Genomic DNA, 18877 nt, shown 5'->3' with positions numbered 1-18877 from the left:
TCATGAGCCGTCGACGCCCCAGTCCAACAGCCGGCGCATGTCCGCCTCGGCGTTGATCGTCCAGACGTCGACCCTGAGCCCCGCCTCGTGGGCGCGTCGGACGAGGCGTGGGGTGACCACCCGGATGCCCTTGTAGACCTCCGGCGGCTGGAGCGCCTGGAACGGCGGGTCGTAGGCGCGGTGGAGGTGCAGGAAGCTGAGCAGCCAGAAGAGGGCGAACTCGTTCACGGTGGCCGCCGTCGGGACCACCCCGCCGGAGGCCTGCCGGAAGCGCCGGAGCGGGGGCGTGCGGTTCGTGGCCACGAGCGTGCGCGCCTGGGCGCCGGCGGCGTCGACGGTCCGCCACAGGGCCTCCGCCGAGCCGGGCCGCTCGTCCTTGAGCTCGATGACGACGGGCCGGTCGGGGTGCTGCCGGTAGACCGCCTCGAGCGTGGGGACGCGCACGCCGCGCCCTCGCCAAGGGTGGTCGGCCACGTCGTCCGAGGGGAATCGGTACCCGGCGTCCAGTCGCTGCAGGTCGGCGCGGCCCTTGTGGGCCACTGTCCCGGTGCCGTCGGTCGTCCGCTCCACCGTGGCGTCGTGAATCACGACGATCTCGCCGTCGGCGCACATCCGCGCGTCCAGTTCCAGGGTGACGTCCCCGAGGCCCACTGCTTCCCGGAAGCCCTCGAGGGTGTTCTCCGGCACCAGCGCGGCACCGCCCCGGTGGGCGATGTTGACCGGCCAGCCCGTCGGCGTTCGCGTCCTGGGCTGCTCGGACCCTTTGGCCCTGCGCAGCGTCAGCACCGTTCCGGCCACGCCCGCCAGCAGGCCCACCGCGAAGGGGACAGCACCCAGCCGGAACTCCCAGAGGTTGTCCGCGACGACGGAGCCGGGCCCGTCCTGCCTGATGAGTGCGTTGCTCATGGAGATTCCTCCCGCTCGGGACAGCACTCGTGCTCCGGGCGCTGCAGCGCTGCGGGCACCTGCATACGAGCAGAATGCGGGCGCCGCGTTACTGCGGCGTTACGGCGCGTCCGCGTGACGCAGGGCAGGACCGGGCGCAGGGGCACCGACGGCTGTGCGTCAGTAGCCGTACGGGAGGGCCGCGGAGCGGTCAAAGTCCTCCGTGGTGCGCACCTTCCCGTCCTCGCCGATCAGGGTGATGCCCTGCTCCGAGCCGCGGCGGCCGCCGCCGGTGATGTCGGCGCCCATGTCCGCCACGACGTTCACGAGGGTCACCCCCGGCCCCACCCGGACGCCGTCCAGCAGCACCGAGCTGCGCACCGCGGCGCCCTCCTCGACGACGACGCCGGGCCCGAGCACCGAGTGCTCCACCCCACCGCGCACGGTCGCGCCCGCGGCGACCATCGAGGCGCGCAGATCCGCGCTGCCGGCGATCCGGGCGGGCACGCGCTGCGGCTGGGCCGAGAGGATCGGCCAGCCGGGGTCGTCCAGGGCCACGCCGTCGCCGTCGAGCATTTGCAGGTGCGCGGTCCAGTAGGACTGCAGGGTGCCCAGGTCCATCCAGTACCCGTCCAGGCGGTGCTCCACCACCGTGCGGTGCGCCACGAACCACGGGACCAGGTCGTTGCCGTAGTCCTCGAGCCCGCCCTCCTGCTCGTGCACGAGGTCCAGGGCCTCCAGCAGCTTCTGCGCGTCGTAGAGGAACATCTCGGCCGCGACCAGCCGCCCCCGGGGCTCGTCCGGCTTGTAGTCGAAGCCGGTGACGCGGCCGCCGTCGTCGGTCTGCACCACGCCGTAGCGGGAGGGGTCCTCGTCGACCAGCGTGGTGACCACCGTCAGGTCGGCGCCCCGCTCGAGGTGGGTGTCGATCACGTCGAGGAAGTTCAGCGTGTAGAGGTGGTCGGCGCTGAGCACCAGGACCAGGTCCGGGGCGAAGTCGCGGATCAGGTCCTTCTGCCGGTAGAGCGAGTCCGCGTTGCCCTCGGCGAAGCCCTCGCCCTCGGTGCCCTGGTACGGGGGCAGGACCTGGAGCCCGCCGTGGGTGCGGTCGAGGTCCCAGGGGCGCCCGTTGGCCAGGTGCTGGTTGAGGCTGTGCGGGAGGAACTGCTCGACGACCCACACGTCCGAGAGGTGGGAGTGCACGAGGTTGGACAGGGCGACGTCGATGAGCCGGTAGGTGCCCGCCACGGGCAGGGCGGGCTTGACCTTCTTCTCGGTCAGGGCGCCGAGCCGGGAGCCCTTCCCGCCGGCGAGGACCAGGGCCAGCGTGCGAGGGATGCGCATCGTGCTTCCTTCCTCTCGGCACCATCCTGCCAGAGGGGCGCCGGGCCGGGCCGGGATGATTTGCCCCCATGGGATAATCTTGGCTTCCATGGCCTCCCTTGACTTCCCGGCAGAGATCTCCGCCCTCCGTTCCACGTTCGCGTCCATCGAGGCCGTGAGCGACGTCGACGCCATCAAGCGGGACATCGCCGAGCTCTCGCAGCAGGCGACCGCCCCGGACCTGTGGGACGACCAGGCCGCGGCGCAGAAGATCACCTCCAAGCTCTCCCACAAGCAGTCCGACCTCGAGCGGCTCGAGAAGCTGGGCGGCCGCATCGACGACATCGAGGTCATGGTGCAGCTGGCCGCCGAGGAGGACGACGCGGAGACCCTGGAGCTCGCCGTGGAGGAGCTCGCCGCGGTCAAGAAGGCGCTCTCCCGGCTGGAGGTCCAGACCCTGCTCTCGGGCGAGTACGACGAGCGCGAGGCCGTGGTGACCATCCGCTCCGGCGCCGGCGGCGTGGACGCCGCCGACTTCGCCGAGATGCTCATGCGCATGTACCTGCGCTGGGCGGAGCGCCACGGCTACCCGACCACCGTCCTGGACACCTCCTACGCGGAGGAGGCGGGCCTGAAGTCCGCGACCTTCGAGGTCAAGGCCCCCTACGCCTTCGGCACCCTGTCCGTCGAGGCCGGCACCCACCGGCTCGTCCGCATCTCCCCCTTCGACAACCAGGGGCGGCGCCAGACCTCGTTCGCGGCGGTGGAGGTCATCCCGCTCATCGAGCAGGACGACTCGATCGAGATCCCCGAGTCCGAGATCAAGGTGGACGTCTTCCGCTCCTCGGGCCCCGGCGGGCAGTCCGTGAACACCACGGACTCCGCCGTGCGGATGACCCACATCCCCACGGGCATCGTCGTGTCCATGCAGAACGAGAAGTCCCAGATCCAGAACCGCGCCGCCGCGCTGCGCGTGCTCCAGTCGCGGCTGCTCCTGCAGCGCCAGGAGGAGGAGAGCGCCAAGAAGAAGGAGCTGGCCGGGGACGTCAAGGCGTCCTGGGGCGACCAGATGCGCTCCTACGTCCTGAACCCGTACCAGATGGTCAAGGACCTGCGGACCAACCACGAGGAGGGCAACCCCTCCGCGATCTTCGACGGCGCGATCGACGGCTTCGTCGACGCCGGGATCCGCTGGCGCGCCGATCAGCGCCACGCCCCGGCCGACGCCTGAACTCCCGCGGGACCCCTGCCCGGGCCCCGGCCGGTCCCGCGACCGGCCGGGGCCCGGTGCCCTGGGAGGGCGGGCGCTCAGCGGCGCAGGAAGCGCGCCACCGTCCGTCCCGGCCGGGTGCGGGGCTCCGTCCCGGCGGGGCCGTCCTCGGGGGCCGCGGCCGCCGGGTAAAGCTCCTCCGCCTCCCGGAGCTTGGTACGGTGCAGCCGCGCGGCCGTGGCCGGGAAGGCGTGCGACCGGGCGGGCGCGGACGGCTCCGTGCCGCCGGTGGGCGTGACGGACCACCCCGTGCCGGCCTCGAGCAGAGACTGGTGCTTGACGCGGTAGTAGTCGGGGCTGACCTCCAGCGCGGTGCCCTCCGCGCCGCACGCGGCGGCGAGCAGGTGGAAGTGGAACCGCGAGGTGAGCCACGTCTGACCCGGCCGGGCCGGGAAGCCCTCCTGCCAGAGCCGCGTGAACGGCACGAAGTTCTCCTCGGGGACGAGGTCGGCGAGCCGGTCGAAGGCCGCGCGGTCCGCGCCGGGGATCGCCTCGAGGTAGCGCACGGTCCGGCCCGCCAGTGCCGGACCCGTCAGCGCGGCCCGCACGGCGGCGACGGCGCCGTCGAGGATCCCGGGCTCGGTCATGTCGCTCTGCAGGCACACCCACACGTCGCCGTCGTCCGTCCCCTCGGCGGGCGCGCCGGTGAAGCCCGCGAGGCCGGGCAGGCCGAGGAAGGCGTCGTCGGGGGCGCGGTCGGCGCGGGCGAGCTGGGCGCTGGGCGCGTCACGGACCGTGGCGTGGTCGAAGGCGCCGAGCGCGGCACGCAGGCCCTCGGCGTCGGTGGCGGGGGCCAGGCCCAGGCCGGTGGCGGCCAGCCGCGCCCCGGACACCTCGCGCAGCCGCAGCGCCGCCCGGAGCAGGCGCGCGTGGTGCGGCCAGATGGAGTTCAGGTACCCGCCCCCGAGGAAGTGCACGGAGCCCGCGCGCCGGGCGCCGAGCAGGCCGAGGTCGTAGCGCGGGGACCCCAGGTGCGTCACCACCCGGTCCACGTGGGCGTCCGCCGCGGCCGGGTCCATCCCGGTCGTCTCGAAGGCGAGCCGCCACAGGGTGTCGGTGGTCCGCAGACCCGGGTGCAGGCCGTCGAACAGGTGGGACGCCAGCCCCGGGTGGGGGCAGTCGAGCCACACCTCGGCGCCGGGCCGGGCGCGGGCGAGGAAGCGCAGCCACGAGGCGGCGATGAACTCGTCGCCGAAGTTCGGGTGACCGCTCGTGCCGACGAGGTACAGGACGTCCGCGGCGGGCGGGCGCTCGGTGGGGACTGGCTCCAGCATCCGCCCAGCCTACCGGGTGCGACGGGGGTGACCTGGGACGACGCTCCTGGGCGAGGCGCCGACGGGTCCGGGTGCCGGCCGTGGTCCCGCGCGAGGGCCGTGGCGTAGGATGGAGGATCTGCCGCGTGCCCCGGTGCGCGGCACGTTCCCGTCCGCACCGTCCCCAGGGAGGAGGCCCATGGCCAAGAAGGACACCGGTCGCCAGGTCGTCGCCAACAACAAGAAGGCCCGGCACGACTACCACATCCTCGACACCTACGAGGCGGGTCTCGCGCTCATGGGCACCGAGGTGAAGTCCCTGCGCATGGGGCGCGCCTCGCTCGTGGACGGGTTCTGCCAGTTCACCGACGGCGAGCTGTGGCTGGAGGGCGTCCACATCCCCGAGTACCTGCAGGGGTCGTGGACCAACCACTCCGCCCGCCGCCGCCGCAAGCTGCTCCTGCACCGCAGCGAGATGGACAAGATCCAGCAGAAGACGCGGGAGTCCGGCTTCACGATCGTGCCGCTGTCCCTCTACTTCGTGGACGGGAAGAAGGCCAAGGTCGAGATCGCCGTGGCCAAGGGCAAGCGGGAGTACGACAAGCGCCAGACCCTGCGGGAGCAGCAGGACAACCGCGAGGCCCAGCGGGCCATGCGCTACAAGAACCTGGGCTGAGCGTCCCGGGGCGAATGCTTGCGGTCGGCGGGTACCGCGCGGTAGAGTGGTGTATCCCGTTGCGGCGGGATGCTTGACAACAAAATACGGGGATGATCGGTTTCGACGATGTGAGTTGAGACAGGGGAAGCGGGTCGAGGACGCAGAGTTATCTCGTAAACGCTCTCTGTAAAACAATAGTTGCCAATTCTCAGAGCAACGTCGCCAAGTCTCAGAACGCCTTCGCCCTCGCGGCGTAAGCGCAACCAGACTACTTAGGTGACTGTCAGCCCGGGTTCGCCTTCGACCCGGGGTCTGGCATCAATCAGGAGGCCACTGCTCTAGCCGTTCGTCGCGGGCGTCTGGAGAACACTTTCGCGACTGAGTCCGTCGGCCACGTGTCTGCACGAGGGCCGGGACTGAGAAAACGCCACGCAGACTGCACCCGGAGAAGCCCTGACAATGCTGCATCGGACGGGGGTTCAATTCCCCCCATCTCCACGAGATCCCTGACCGGGGAGCGCCGCGAGGCGCTCCCCGGTTTTTTCGTGCCCGGATCGTTCCGGGGCAGGGCGGGCGCCGTGCCGCCGCCCGGGGAAGGGGCACGTCCCGGCGGGCCGTGTGACAAGCTGGTGGCGTACCGCAGACGACCGAAAGGGCAACGCCATGAGCCACAACGACAACACGCCAGACCCGAGCGGCACCGGTGCCGGCGGGTCGTCGAGCTCCGGTCGCCACGACCCGCCCGAGTACGGTCAGCGCGTCGAGGGAGCGCCTTCGGGACCCTCCTACGAGCCGCCGCGCTCCGGCCAGGGCGGCGCCGGCGACCCGTACGCCACGCCGCAGTACGGCCAGGGGCAGCAGGGCTACCAGAGCCAGTACGACCAGGGCCAGTACGGCGGCCAGGGCCACCAGGGCCAGGACTCCTACGGCCAGGGGCACCAGGGCTACCAGGACCAGTACCGCCAGGGCCAGTACGACCAGGGTCAGTACGGCCAGGGCCAGTACGGCGGCCAGGGCTACCAGGGCCAGGGCCAGTACGGCGAGGGCCAGTACGGCGGCCCGGGCTACCAGGGGCAGCAGGGCTACCAGGGGCAGTACGACATGAACCAGTACGGCGCGAGCCCGCGGCCCGCCGGCACGGGGCTGGGCATCGCCTCCCTGGTGCTGGGCATCGTGGCGCTGCTGACGTGCTGGTTCGTGCTCGGCATCGTCCCGGGCCTCGTGGGCCTGGTGCTGGGCATCGTGGCGCTGCGCAAGCTGGGCAGGACGCCCGGCGCGTCCAAGGCCCTGCCGATCATCGGCATCGTGCTCAGCGTCCTGGCGATCCTGGCGAGCATCCTCTTCCTGGTGCTCTTCGGGGCGCTGTTCGGCGAGTTCGGGCCGGCCATGGAGGCCTGCTCGCAGTTCTCCAATGACCAGGCGGCGTTCCAGCAGTGCATCGAGCGGGAGATGGGCTTCGCCGGCCAGGACCTCTGACCCCTGCCGGCGACGGACGCCGACTGACGACGACGGGGGCCCGCACCGGCCGGTGCGGGCCCCCGTCGTCGCGCGGGCGGGTCAGGAACCGGTGGCCAGCAGCCCCAGCACCTCGTCGTGGAGCAGACCGTTGGTGGCCAGCGCGTTGCCGCCGAAGGGCCCGGGCTCGCCCTCGAGGGACGTGAACCGGCCGCCGGCCTCCTCGACCACGGGCACCAGCGCGGCCATGTCGTGCAGGCTGAGCTCGGGCTCGCAGGCGATGTCCACGGCGCCCTCGGCGAGGAGGCAGTAGGACCAGAAGTCGCCGTAGGCCCGGGTCCGCCAGACCTCGTCGGTGAGCTCCAGGAAGCGCTCGCGCACCCCGCGGTCCCGCCACCCCGTGAGCGAGGAGTAGGACAGCGAGGCGTCGGACAGCCGCCCCACCTGGGAGACGTGGATCCGCTGGGCGTTGGCCAGGGACTTGCCGGTGAACGCGCCCGTGCCGGCCGCCGCCCACCAGCGGCGGCCGAGCGCCGGCGCGGAGACCACGCCGACCACCGGCCGGCCCTCGTCGACGAGGGCGATCAGGGTGGCCCACACCGGCACGCCGCGCACGAAGTTCTTGGTGCCGTCAATGGGGTCCACGACCCACTGCCGGGCGCCGCTGCCGGTGGCGCCGTACTCCTCGCCGATCACGGCGTCCCGGTTGCGCGCGCGCCCCAGCTGGGTGCGGATGAGCTGCTCGGCCTCGCGGTCGGCGTCCGTGACGGGGGTGAGGTCGGGCTTGGTCTCCACCGTGAGGTCCTGGGCCTTGAACCGGCGCATGGTCAGGCGGTCCACGGCGTCGGCCAGGATGTGGGCGAGGCGGAGGTCGTCGGTGTAGTTGCTGGGGCTGCGCATTGGTCCAACCTACCCCGAACCACGGTCCCGGGCCTGGTCGGGCGGGGGTGCCAGGCACCCCGCCCGGCGGCTCACTGGACGCCGAGCTCCTTGTCCTCGCGGGACTCCCCGGGGCGCTCCCCGGCCCCGAGCAGCCGGCGCAGGGAGACCAGCCGGGACTCGCCCGCCTCCCCGGCGCGGCCCTGCGCCACCCAGGCGTCCAGGGCGCAGCCGGGGGACGTCCCCGTGTGCCGGCAGCCCTTGGGGCACTCGGCGATCGCCTCGGCGAGCTCGTCGAAGGACTCCACGATCCGGTCGTGGTCCACGTGCGCCAGGCCGAACGAGCGGATGCCGGGGGTGTCGATGATCCAGGACCCGGGGGAGGCGTCCTCGATCTTCAGGGCGAGGGCCGACGACGACGTGTGCCGGCCCCGTCCGGTCACCGCGTTCACCCCGCCCGTGGCCCGGTCGGCGCCCGTGAGGGCGTTGACGAGGGTGGACTTGCCCACGCCGGAGTGGCCCAGCAGCACGGAGACGTGGCCGTCGAGACGCTCGCGCAGGGCCTCGACGAGCGCCGGGTCGAGGGGCAGCGTGGTCCCGTCGTCGCCGGCCGGGACGTCGCGGGCGGGGCCGGAGACGAGCACGGGCAGCTCGAGCGCCGTGTAGTGGGAGATCAGCTCGGCGGGGTCCCGCAGGTCGGTCTTGGTGATGCACAGCAGCGGTTCGATGCCGGCGTCGTAGGCGGCCACGAGGGAGCGGTCGATGAACCCGGTGCGGGGCTCGGGGTTGGCGGCGGCCACGACGACCACGAGCTGGTCGGCGTTGGCCACCACGACCCGCTCGACCGGGTCGGTGTCGTCCGCGCTGCGGCGCAGGACGGTGGAGCGCTCCTCGATCCGCACGAGGCGGGCCAGGCTGTCCGGGGCGCCGCTGACGTCGCCGACGAGGCCCACGAGGTCGCCCGCGACCACAGGCCGGCGGCGCAGCTCCCGGGCGCGCACGGCCACGACCAGCCGCTCCCCGGGGGTGTCCTCCTCGAGGATCGCGGTATAGCGGCCGCGGTCCACGGTGACGATGCGGCCGGTGACGGCGTCCTCGTGCGCCGGGCGCTCCTTGGTGCGCGGACGGGAGCCGGTCTTGCTGGGACGGACGCGCACGTCCGACTCGTCCCAGTCACGCCGGACGGAGTCCCTACGCGTCACGGCTCGTGCCCGTGAGCTCCGCCCACAGCCGGGGGAACTCGGGGAGGGTCTTGGCGGTGGTCGCGATGTTCTCGACCCGGACGTCCGGGACCACGAGGCCGATCACGGCGCCGGCGGTGGCCATCCGGTGATCCTCGTAGCTGTGGAACGTCCCGCCGTGCAGGGGGGCCGGCCGGATCAGCAGCCCGTCCGCGGTCTCCTCGGCGTCGCCGCCGAGCCGGTTGATCTCCGTGACGAGCGCGGCGAGCCGGTCGGTCTCGTGGCCGCGCAGGTGGGCGATGCCGCGCAGCCGCGAGGGCGTGCCGGCGACCGCGCACACGGCCGCGACGGTGGGCGCGAGCTCCCCGGCCTCGCCGAGGTCGAGGTCGACCCCGGTCACCGCGTCCGGGCCCCTGACGGTGAAGGTCCCGTCCGTGAGCTCCACCGCCGCGCCGAAGGCCGGAAGGATGTGCTTCCAGTGGTCGCCGCCCTGGGTGGTGCGGTCGGGCCAGCGGGGCACCGAGACCCGTCCGCCGGTCACCACGGCCGCGGCCAGGAAGGGGCCGGCGTTGGAGAGGTCCTGCTCGATGGTCACGTCGAAGGCCCGCACCGGCCCGGGGACGACCCGCCACTCGTCGGGCACGGAGTCGTCCACGGAGACGCCGAGACCGCGCAGCACCTCGACGGTCATCTCGACGTGCGGCATGGACGGCACACCGCGCCCCGAGCCGTCGGCGCTGCGGTGGCGCAGCACGAGCCCGTCGTCGAACCGGGCGCCCGCGAGCAGCAGGGCCGAGACGAACTGGCTCGAGCCGGTGGCGTCGATCTCCAGCTCCCCGCCGCGCACGCCGCCGGTGCCGTGCACGGTGAAGGGCAGCCGGCCCCGGCCGTCGTCCTCGACCCGCAGGCCGAGCGCACGCAGGGCGTCGATCACCGGCCCCATGGGGCGCACCCGGGCGCCCGGGTCGCCGTCGAAGGTGACGGGACGCCGTGCGAGGGCGGCGACCGGCGGCACGAAGCGCATCACGGTCCCGGCCAGCCCGCACTCGACCGTGACCGGCTCGGCGGCGTCCCACGGGGCGGGCTCGACGAGCAGGTCGGGGCCGAAGCCGCCGTCCCCGGCCACCTCCTCGACGCGCGCCCCGAGGGCCCGCAGGGCCTCGACCATCAGCCGCGAGTCCCGGGAGTGCAGGGGCGAGCGCAGCCGGCACGGACCGTCCGCCAGAGCGGCGAGCAGCAGGTACCGGTTGGTGAGGGACTTCGAGCCCGGCACCGTCAGCTCGGCGACGACGGGACGGGGCCCGACGAACGGAGCCGGCCACAGCTCGTGCTGCGGGGCCGGCTCCGCGGCGTCGGGACGGGCTGCGGGGGCGGAGGACTCCGGCGGCATCACGACAGGGGGACCGGGGCCTAGCCCTGCTTGACGGCGTGCTGGAGGGCCTTCTCGGCCTTGGCCACCTGCTTCTGGGTGTCCTTGCCCAGCTTGGAGGCGTTCTTGCGGACGTCCCCGGCGAGGTGCTCGGCACGCCACAGCAGGGACGGGTTGCCCTCGGTGTCCACGGCGGCGAGCATGACGGCGCCCACCAGGGAGGAGTTCTTGAAGGCGGTGGAGCGGCGGGCGGCCTTCTGCTCCGGGGTGCCCGCCTCCGCGGCGCGGTAGTCGGCGTAGGCGTTGAGCGCGGTGGTGGTGACGAGCACGCCGGCCGAGAGGCGGGGCAGCTTGCCCAGCCCGAAGAGCACGGCGGCGCCGAGCTGCGCCGCGGCCAGGCCCTGGGCCACCACGGCGTGGTTCTGCAGCGCGGGTCCGGCCTGGGGGAAGGCCTTCGTGGCGGCGGAGATCGCCGGGGCGAGGTGCTGGGCGGCCTGGGACGAGTTGCGGAAGCTCTCCACCCCGTTGGCGACGTAACCGGTGGCCAGCAGCGGGCGGGCGATGCGACGGACGATGCTCATGGGTTCCTCCTCGGCGGCAGACGGTACCGCGGGGCTGTGTCGGGCGGGTCTGGATCGGCGGACGGCGCCGCTCGTCCCATCCTAGCCACGGGGACCGCGCCCGGGGCGAGCACGGGCCGGGCGCGGTGGGAATAGGTGCGACGGTGACACCCGTTGTGCAGGACAGCGGCCGCCCCGTCCGGGGCAGGTCACCGGCACAGGTTTTCGAAGGGACCCGCACGGCGGGGGAGAGGAGCAGTCATCACCGCCCCCACGAGCGTTCTCGAGCCTGCCCCGGCCCGCGCGCGCGTCCCCGTAGACTGGTCCGTGATGAACGAGCAGAACCAGCAGGGGGCCGCCCCCCAGCGCACCGAGCCGCCCGTCGACGTCGAGACCGAGTCCCCCGAGGACCGGAAGGCGCGCTTCGAGCAGGACGCCATGGAGTACGTGGACCAGCTCTACGCCGCCGCCCTGCGCATGGCTCGCAACCCGGCCGACGCCGAGGACCTCGTGCAGGAGGCCTACACGAAGGCGTTCTCCGCGTTCCACCAGTACAAGCCCGGCACGAACCTCAAGGCGTGGCTGTACCGCATCCTCACGAACACGTACATCAACCTCTACCGCAAGCGGCAGCGCGAGCCGCTGCAGGCGAACACCGACACCGTTGAGGACTGGCAGCTGCACCGCGCCGAGTCCCACACGTCCTCGGGGCTGCGCTCCGCGGAGGTGGAGGCGCTGGACCACCTGCCGGACAGCGACGTCAAGCGCGCCCTGCAGGAGCTGCCCGAGGAGTTCCGGCTGGCGGTGTACTTCTCCGACGTGGAGGGCTTCGCCTACAAGGAGATCTCCGAGATCATGGACACGCCGATCGGGACGGTGATGTCCCGCCTGCACCGCGGGCGGAAGCTGCTGCGCGAGAAGCTCGCCGACTACGCCGCCGAGCGCGGCTTCGACACGTCCAGGGTGACCGGCGACAAGAAGAAGGAAAAGGACAAGTAGACATGGCCGACTGCGAGAGCCTCGGATGCTGCACGGACGAGAGGATCCGCCTGATCTACGAGTACCTCGACGGGGTGCTCCCGGCGGACGACCTCGACGAGATCCACGGCCACCTCCTCGAGTGCCCTGAGTGCGCCCGCGAGTACGACCTGGAGTGCGTGATCCGCTCCGTGGTCCGGCGGTCCTGCGCGGAGACCGCGCCCGCCGACCTGCGGGTCTCGATCCTCGCCCGGCTGCACGGGGCGCGCCAGGATCCGCCCGCCGCCTGAGCGCGGCGCCCCGGCTCCCGCACGGCAGGACCCCGGGCACACGGAAGGGCCCCGGCCCGCGTCAGCGGTCCGGGGCCCTTCCGTCACGGCGTCGCCGGGGTCCGGGAAGGACCTCAGGCGTTGGGGCGCTTGCCGTGGTTGGCGCCGCCCTTGCGGCGGTCCTTGCGCTTGCGTCCGCGCTTGCTCATGCGAGCCTCCTGTCTGTCCGCGGTCGCCCGCGGCGGATCGTGGGTGTCGGCGTCCGTTCCCGCGTGGTCTGGTGATGTCAGCGGCGGCCGGACGAGGCACTGCCCGCCATTCTCTCACACGCGGGACGGGCCGGGCTCACCGGGGCTCGGGCAGGTCCAGCCAGTCGTACCAGCCGCGGTGCAGCACGAGCCACGCCATCAGCCCGTAGCCCGCCTGGCCGGGGTGTCCGTGGTTGGCCGCGAGGTCCTTGCGCCACTGCTCGTGGTGCTGCAGCGGGTTGAACGTGTCCACGTAGACGTGGTTGCGCCGGGTCGTGACGTCCGCGTAGGCGGCCGAGAGGTCCGCGATCCGGCGGTTGCGCTCGGCGTCCATCGTGGGCGGGGGGCCGACCACGAGGACCCGCACGTTGTGCTGGGAGGCGGTGTCGATGATGTTGGCCATGTTCAGCCGGGAGCGCGCGCTCGTGATGGACAGGTCGATGTCCAGGGTGGAGGGCGCGATGACCAGGCGGTTGTCGTGACCGGGGGAGAAGCGGCGGGCCGCCTCCTCGAACCAGCGCTCGTTGAGCGACTCGCTGCCCTCGCCGGGCGCCGCCAGGTTGTAGGCGGACACGGGGGCCACGTGGTGCGGGGTCCGGGCCATGACCCGCCCGAACCAGCCGAGGCCCCGGGGGTCGCCCTCGCCGGCCAGCAGCTCGTCACCGACTGCGACAATTCTGATCCTTCGTTGCTCCACGTCGTTCTTTCTGGTCGGGGGTGCGGGATGTCGGGGGGACGAGCGGCGCCGGCCCGTGGGCACGGGCCGGCGCCGGACTCGCTGGGGACGTGCGGGAGGGCAGGGGCACGGGCCCCCGCCCTCCCGGGACGGGCTCAGTCGCGCTCGAAGGCCGTCTGCACCAGGGTCTCGAGCTCGGCCGCGTGGCGCTTGGCCGAGCCGTTGGCCGGGGACGCGGACGCGGGACGGGAGGCGAGCCGGACCGGCCGGTCGAGCTGCGGCAGGAGGTTGACCGCCATGAACGGCCAGGCGCCCTGGTTGGCGGGCTCGTCCTGCGCCCACGTGAGGCGGGCCTCGGGGTACTTGCCGAGCTCCTCCCGGATCTCCGCGAGGGGCAGCGGGTACAGCTGCTCCACGCGCACGATCGCCGTCCTCCGGTCCTTGCGCTCCTCGCGGGCCGCGGCGAGGTCGTAGTAGAGCCGGCCGGAGACCAGCACCACGTCGGTGACCTCGGCGGCCTCGAGCCCCGCCTGGTCGCCGATCACCGGGCGGAACGCGCCGGAGGTGAACTCCTCGATCGGGGAGGCCGCCGCCTTGAGGCGCAGCAGCTGCTTCGGCGTGGCCACCACCAGCGGCTTGCGCGGGCGGCTGTAGGCCTGCCGGCGCAGCAGGTGGAAGTGGTTCGACGGCGTCGAGGGGTTGGCCACGACCATGTTCTTCTCGGCGCACAGCGTCAGGAAGCGCTCGATCCGGGCCGAGGAGTGGTCCGGGCCCTGCCCCTCGAAGCCGTGCGGCAGGAGCATGACCAGCGACGAGCGCTGGCCCCACTTCTGCTCCGCGGAGGAGACGAACTCGTCCAGGATGATCTGGGCGCCGTTGACGAAGTCGCCGAACTGGGCCTCCCACACGGTCAGGGCGTCCGGGCGCTCCACCGAGTAGCCGTACTCGAAGCCCAGCACGCCGTACTCGGACAGCAGCGAGTTGTAGATCGCCAGCTGCGCCTGGTTCCCGGAGAGGTGGTTGAGCGGGGTCCACTCCGCGCCGGTGCCGGAGTCGTAGAACACGGCGTGGCGCTGCGTGAACGTGCCGCGCCGGACGTCCTGGCCGCTCATCCGGACCGGGATGCCCTCCATCATGAGGGAGCCGAAGGCCATGAGCTCGCCCATGCCCCAGTCCACGCCGCCCTCGCGGGTCATCGCCTCGCGGCGCTCGAGGAGCTTGCGCAGCTTCTTGTGCACGGCGAAGTCCTCGGGGACCTCCACGTGCACCGCGCCGATCCGCTGGGCGGCCTCGGTCGAGATGGCCGTGGTGCGGGGGATCGAGACCCCGGAGTCCGCCTGCTGGGCGGAGGGCCGCTCGATGTTCGAGATCGCGGCGGAGTCCCCGGTGACCAGCGGGATCGAGGACGTCTGCGCCTCGTGCGTCTCGGCGAAGACCCGCTCCAGGCGCTCCTGGTAGTCCTTCAGCGCCCGGTCGGCCTCCTCCTGGGTGATGTCGCCGCGGCCCACGAGGTTCTCGGTGTAGATCTTGCGGGTCGAGCGCTTCTCCTCGATGAGGTTGTACATCAGCGGCTGGGTCATCGAGGGGTCGTCGCCCTCGTTGTGGCCGCGGCGCCGGTAGCACACGAGGTCGATGATGACGTCCTTGTGGAACGTCTGCCGGTACGCGAACGCCATCTGGCCCACGTGCGTGACGGCCTCGGGGTCGTCGGCGTTGACGTGGAAGATCGGCGCCTGGAGTCCCTTGGCGATGTCCGTCGCGTAGGTGGTGGACCGGGCCGCGGCAGGCGCGGTGGTGAAGCCCACCTGGTTGTTCACGACCACGTGGACGGTGCCGCCCACGGTGTAGCCGGGCAGCAGCGCCATCTGCAGGACCTCGGCCACCACGCCCTGACCCGCGAAGGCCGCGTCGCCGTGCACCTGGATCGGCAGCACCGGGAACGTGCCGTCGCCCTCGGGCCCGGCGCCCAGGACGTCGGTCTTGGCTCGGGCGATGCCCTCGATGACCGGGTCGGCGGCCTCGAGGTGGGACGGGTTCGCGGCGAGGTAGACCTGGGTCTCGTTGCCGTTGTCGGAGGTGAAGGAGCCCTCCGTGCCGAGGTGGTACTTCACGTCGCCGGAGCCCTCGGTGGTGCGCGGGTCCTGGCTGCCCTCGAACTCGCGGAAGACCTGGGCGTAGGACTTGCCGGCGATGTTGGTGAGCACGTTGAGCCGGCCGCGGTGGGCCATGGCGATGCCGACGCCCGCGAGCCCGGCGTCGGCGGCGTCGGAGATGATCTCGTCCAGCAGCGGGATCAGGGACTCGCCGCCCTCGAGGGAGAAGCGCTTCTGGCCCACGTACTTGGTCTGCAGGAACGTCTCGAACGCCTCGGCGGCGTTGAGCCGGCCCAGGATGCGGAACTGCTCCTCGCGGCTGGGCTTCTGGTAGCCGTGCTCGAGCTGGTCCTGGAACCACTCGCGCTCCTCCGGCTCCTGCAGGTGCATGTACTCCACGCCGAGGGTGCGGCAGTAGGCGTCCCGCAGCCGGCCCAGGATGGTGCGCAGGCTGAGCACGTCCGCGCCGCCGAAGCCGCCGGTGGGCCACTCGCGCTCCAGGTCCCACAGGGACAGCCCGTAGGTGCGGATGTCGAGGTCCGGGTGCTTGCGCATCACGTACTCGAGCGGGTTGGTGTCCGCCATGAGGTGGCCGCGGACCCGGTACGCGTGGATGAGCTGCTGGATCCGGGCGACCTTGTTGACCTGGATCTCGGGGTTGACCTGGTTGTCCACGGCCCAGCGCACGGGCTCGTAGGGGATCCGCAGGGCCTCGAAGATCTCGTCGTAGAAGTCGTCCCCGCCCAGCAGGTAGGACTCGATGAGGCGCAGGAACTCGCCGGAGCCCGCGCCCTGGATGACGCGGTGGTCGTAGGTCGAGGTCAGGGTGATGATCTTCGAGACCGCGTGCCGCGCGATGGTCTTGGGGGAGGAGCCCCGGTACTCGGCGGGGTGGTCGAGCGCGCCCACGCCGACGATGCACGCCTGGCCCTTGGACAGCCGCGGCACGGAGTGGACGGTGCCGATGCCGCCCGGGTTGGTCAGGGACACCGTGGTGCCCTGGTAGTCCTCCATGGTCAGCTCGTTGGCGCGCGCACGGCGGACGACGTCCTCGTACGCGTTCCAGAACTGCATGAAGGACATGGCCTCGGCGCCCTTGATGTTCGGCACCACGAGGTTGCGGGAGCCGTCCTTGTTCGGGATGTCGATGGCGATGCCGAAGTTGACGTGGGCGGGGTGCACCGCCACGGGCTTGCCGTCCTGCTCGTCGTAGACGACGTTCTGGGACGGGTAGTTGGCCAGCGCCTTGATCACGGCGTAGCCGATCAGGTGCGTGAAGGACACCTTGCCGCCGCGGTTGCGGGAGAGGTGGCTGTTGATCACGATCCGGTTGTCGATCAGCAGCTTCGCCGGGACGGCGCGGACCGTGGTGGCGGTGGGGACGGTGAGGGACGCGTCCATGTTGGCGGCCACGGCCTTCGCCGGCCCGCGCAGCTTGACGACCTTGTCCTCGGCCGGCGCGTCGTGGTTGGGCGCCGTGGCGCGGGCGCGGGCGGGCTGGGCCGGAATGGGCTTCTTGGCGTCCGAGGCCTCGGTCTCACCCTGGTCGGTCTCGGGCCGGCCCTCGGCCTTGGCACCGGACCTGGTGGGCGCGGGCGGCGTGGCGGGCTTCGCCGCCGGGGAGGGGGAGGTGCGGGCGGCGGTGCGCTGGGCCGCGGGCGGCTGGGGGGCGGCGGCGGCCTTGGGCTGCGCGGGGGCGGCCGCCGGGGCCGCCTTCGGCGCCGGGGCCTGCGCGGCGCCCGCCGGCTCCGCGGCGGTGCTGCTGTCCGCGCCCATCGACTCGAAGATCGGCCACCACTTCTCGTCCACCGAGTTCTTGTCCGTCCGGTACTTCTCGAACAGTTCGTCGACGAGCCACTCGTTACCTGCGAATTCTTCAGGGATGGGGTGCTGTGGCTGATGTGGCACGGGGAATACGCCTCTTCCATGGTTGATCGCGTGGAGGCCGTCTGCCCGGTCTCCACAGTGTCGGTCCCGGCAGCGTCCGGACCCGCCGCCGGTGTTCCTCGCCGGCCGTCTCCCGTGACAGCCGGCGGCGTCCGCCTCCGGAACCTGCCGGACGGTCGTCGACCGGGCGCGGCCGTACCTCCGGCGAGTCTAGTGATCCGCGCGGCGGCATGGCTAGTCCGCGGCCCCGCCCCGGGGCGCGTGTCGCGGGCCCCGGCTAGACTGGCGCGCGTGCGATTTCTCAACACCCCCACGTCCGACCTGACCTACAGCGACGTCTTCCTCGTCCCCTCGAGCTCCCGGGTCACCTCCCGGTTCGACGTCGACCTCACCCCGCGCGACGGCACGGGCGCCACCGTGCCGCTGGTGGCCGCGAACATGACCGCCGTGACCGGGCGCCGGATGGTCGAGACGCTGGCCCGCCGCGGCGGTCTGGGCATCCTGCCGCAGGACATCCCGCTCGACGTCATCGCGGACGTCACGTCCTGGGTCAAGGAGCGCTCGCCGCGCTTCGAGACCCCCGTGGTCCTCGGGGACGAGGACACCGTCCACGACGCCCTGGGCATCATGCACAAGCGGCCCCACGGCGCCGTGGTGGTGTGCGGTCCGGGGCGGGCCTACCGCGGGGTGGTGCTCGCGGCCGACTGCGCCGAGGTGGACCGCTTCACCCAGCTCGGCTCGATCATGCGCACCGACGCCCCGGTGTTCACCCTGGCGGAGGTCCGGGCCGGGTCCGGCGACGACGTCCTCGCCGCCGCCTACGACCGGCTCGCGCAGACCCGCGCCCACGTGGCGCCGGTGCTCGACGGCGACACGGTGGTGGGCGTGCTGACCCGCAAGGGCACGGTCCGCTCCACGATCTACACCCCCGCCCTGGACGGCGCGGGCCGGCTCCGGGTGGGCGCCGCCGTGGGCATCAACGGGGACGTCCGGGGCAAGGCCCGGGCGCTGCTCGACGCGGGCGTGGACGTGCTCGTGGTGGACACCGCCCACGGCCACCAGCGCAAGATGGTGGAGGCCCTCGAGCTGGTCCGCGCGGCGGCCCCCGACGTGCCCGTCGTGGCGGGCAACGTGGTCACCGCCGACGGCGTCCAGGACCTCGTCGACGCCGGCGCGGACATCGTGAAGGTCGGCGTGGGCCCCGGTGCGATGTGCACCACCCGGATGATGACCGCCGTGGGCCGGCCGCAGTTCTCCGCCGTGCTCGAGTGCGCCGAGGCCGCCGCCGGGCTGGGCCGGCACGTCTGGGCGGACGGCGGCGTGAAGCACCCCCGGGACGTCGCTCTTGCCCTGGCGGCCGGGGCCAGCCAGGTCATGGTGGGCTCCTGGTTCGCCGGCACCCACGAGGGCCCGGGCGAGCTGAACGTGGACGCCGACGGCCGCATGTACAAGGAGAGCTTCGGCATGGCCTCGACCCGCGCCGTGCGCGAGCGGACCCGCGGCGAGGGCGCCTTCGCCCGCGCCCGCAAGGGACTCTTCGAGGAGGGCATCTCCAGCTCCAAGATGTACCTCGACCCCGAGCGCCCCGGCGTGGAGGACCTCGTGGACCAGATCACCGCGGGCGTGCGCAGCTCCATGACCTACGCGGGCGCCACGACCCTCGAGCAGTTCGCGGCCCGGGCCGTGGTCGGCATCCAGTCCGCGTCCGGCTACGAGGAGGGCAGGGCGCGCCCCGTCAGCTGGTCCTGAACCGGCGCCGGAGGGCTCCCGCTCCGGTACTCTGGAGCTCTCATGGACTCGTTCAGTAGTTGCCGGCCCGGCCGCGGCGCCCCCCGCCGCGGCCCCCGAGCCGGCTCGCCCACCGTCCCCCGCTCCGCCCCCGGCCGCCCGGCC

General features: G+C 72.8%; 15 protein-coding genes and 1 other RNA gene. 7 read left to right on the top strand and 9 right to left on the bottom strand.

The genetic code is table 11. The annotated features are described in order from the left end of the window. Positions 1-906, bottom strand: coding sequence for a glycerophosphodiester phosphodiesterase (locus RF644_RS13385; protein ID WP_368796838.1), 906 nt, complete (start codon positions 904-906; stop codon positions 1-3). Between the two features lie 159 nt (positions 907-1065). Beyond that, a complete protein-coding gene (locus RF644_RS13380) occupies positions 1066-2229 on the bottom strand; it encodes a glucose-1-phosphate adenylyltransferase family protein (RefSeq protein ID WP_368796837.1) in 1164 nt (387 codons plus the stop codon). Between the two features lie 88 nt (positions 2230-2317). Between RF644_RS13380 and prfB the strand changes: the two genes are divergently transcribed. Then, positions 2318-3439, top strand: coding sequence for a peptide chain release factor 2 (gene prfB, locus RF644_RS13375; RefSeq protein WP_017833658.1), 1122 nt, complete (start codon positions 2318-2320; stop codon positions 3437-3439). A 77-nt stretch (positions 3440-3516) separates the two neighbouring features. Here prfB and RF644_RS13370 read toward each other — a convergent pair whose 3' ends face one another. After that, positions 3517-4752, bottom strand: coding sequence for a polysaccharide pyruvyl transferase family protein (locus RF644_RS13370; RefSeq protein ID WP_290467888.1), 1236 nt, complete (start codon positions 4750-4752; stop codon positions 3517-3519). 178 nt (positions 4753-4930) lie between these two features. Between RF644_RS13370 and smpB the strand changes: the two genes are divergently transcribed. The 3 genes from smpB to RF644_RS13355 all read left to right on the top strand — a co-directional run bounded on the left by smpB (position 4931) and on the right by RF644_RS13355 (position 6865). After that, positions 4931-5407 carry an SsrA-binding protein SmpB gene (gene smpB / locus RF644_RS13365; protein WP_017833660.1) on the top strand — a complete coding sequence of 159 codons (477 nt, stop codon included), beginning with the start codon at positions 4931-4933 and terminating at the stop codon, positions 5405-5407. 88 nt (positions 5408-5495) lie between these two features. Beyond that, positions 5496-5890, top strand: a transfer-messenger RNA (tmRNA) gene (gene ssrA / locus RF644_RS13360). Between the two features lie 162 nt (positions 5891-6052). Then, positions 6053-6865 carry a DUF4190 domain-containing protein gene (locus tag RF644_RS13355; protein WP_368796836.1) on the top strand — a complete coding sequence of 271 codons (813 nt, stop codon included), beginning with the start codon at positions 6053-6055 and terminating at the stop codon, positions 6863-6865. 81 nt (positions 6866-6946) lie between these two features. Here RF644_RS13355 and hisN read toward each other — a convergent pair whose 3' ends face one another. The 4 genes from hisN to RF644_RS13335 form a co-directional block, all read right to left on the bottom strand. Next, entirely contained in the window at positions 6947-7744 is a 798-nt protein-coding gene (gene hisN / locus RF644_RS13350; protein ID WP_017833662.1) for a histidinol-phosphatase, read from the bottom strand. A gap of 71 nt (positions 7745-7815) precedes the next feature. After that, the gene (locus RF644_RS13345; RefSeq protein WP_368796835.1) at positions 7816-8925 is read right to left on the bottom strand and encodes a ribosome small subunit-dependent GTPase A; all 1110 of its coding nucleotides are present in this window, start codon (positions 8923-8925) and stop codon (positions 7816-7818) included. Further along, positions 8915-10297 carry a 3-phosphoshikimate 1-carboxyvinyltransferase gene (gene aroA, locus RF644_RS13340; protein ID WP_368796834.1) on the bottom strand — a complete coding sequence of 461 codons (1383 nt, stop codon included), beginning with the start codon at positions 10295-10297 and terminating at the stop codon, positions 8915-8917. Before aroA ends, RF644_RS13345 begins: the two co-directional genes overlap by 11 nt. 17 nt (positions 10298-10314) lie before the next feature. Further along, positions 10315-10854 carry a DoxX family membrane protein gene (locus RF644_RS13335; RefSeq protein ID WP_368796833.1) on the bottom strand — a complete coding sequence of 180 codons (540 nt, stop codon included), beginning with the start codon at positions 10852-10854 and terminating at the stop codon, positions 10315-10317. A gap of 309 nt (positions 10855-11163) precedes the next feature. Between RF644_RS13335 and RF644_RS13330 the strand changes: the two genes are divergently transcribed. Continuing rightward, positions 11164-11832, top strand: a complete 669-nt coding sequence (locus RF644_RS13330; protein WP_035927301.1) for a sigma-70 family RNA polymerase sigma factor — start codon at positions 11164-11166, stop codon at positions 11830-11832. Between the two features lie 2 nt (positions 11833-11834). Continuing rightward, the gene (gene rsrA, locus RF644_RS13325) at positions 11835-12101 is read left to right on the top strand and encodes a mycothiol system anti-sigma-R factor (protein WP_017833667.1); all 267 of its coding nucleotides are present in this window, start codon (positions 11835-11837) and stop codon (positions 12099-12101) included. A 324-nt stretch (positions 12102-12425) separates the two neighbouring features. Here rsrA and RF644_RS13320 read toward each other — a convergent pair whose 3' ends face one another. Both RF644_RS13320 and RF644_RS13315 read right to left on the bottom strand, forming a co-directional pair. Then, complete coding sequence (locus RF644_RS13320) at positions 12426-13025, bottom strand: GDSL-type esterase/lipase family protein (RefSeq protein WP_031283102.1); 600 nt, start codon at positions 13023-13025, stop codon at positions 12426-12428. 134 nt (positions 13026-13159) lie between these two features. Continuing rightward, positions 13160-17005, bottom strand: a complete 3846-nt coding sequence (locus RF644_RS13315) for a multifunctional oxoglutarate decarboxylase/oxoglutarate dehydrogenase thiamine pyrophosphate-binding subunit/dihydrolipoyllysine-residue succinyltransferase subunit (RefSeq protein ID WP_368796832.1) — start codon at positions 17003-17005, stop codon at positions 13160-13162. Between the two features lie 270 nt (positions 17006-17275). Here RF644_RS13315 and RF644_RS13310 point away from each other — a divergent pair, with 270 nt between their 5' ends. Next, the gene (locus tag RF644_RS13310; RefSeq protein WP_017833670.1) at positions 17276-18733 is read left to right on the top strand and encodes a GuaB1 family IMP dehydrogenase-related protein; all 1458 of its coding nucleotides are present in this window, start codon (positions 17276-17278) and stop codon (positions 18731-18733) included. The last annotated feature ends 144 nt before the right edge of the window (positions 18734-18877 follow it).

The organism is Kocuria sp. CPCC 205258, from assembly GCF_040981005.1.
Taxonomy (GTDB): domain Bacteria; phylum Actinomycetota; class Actinomycetes; order Actinomycetales; family Micrococcaceae; genus Kocuria; species Kocuria rosea.
Note: the sequence above shows the minus strand (reverse complement) of the source record. Positions and strands in the feature narration are given on the sequence as shown.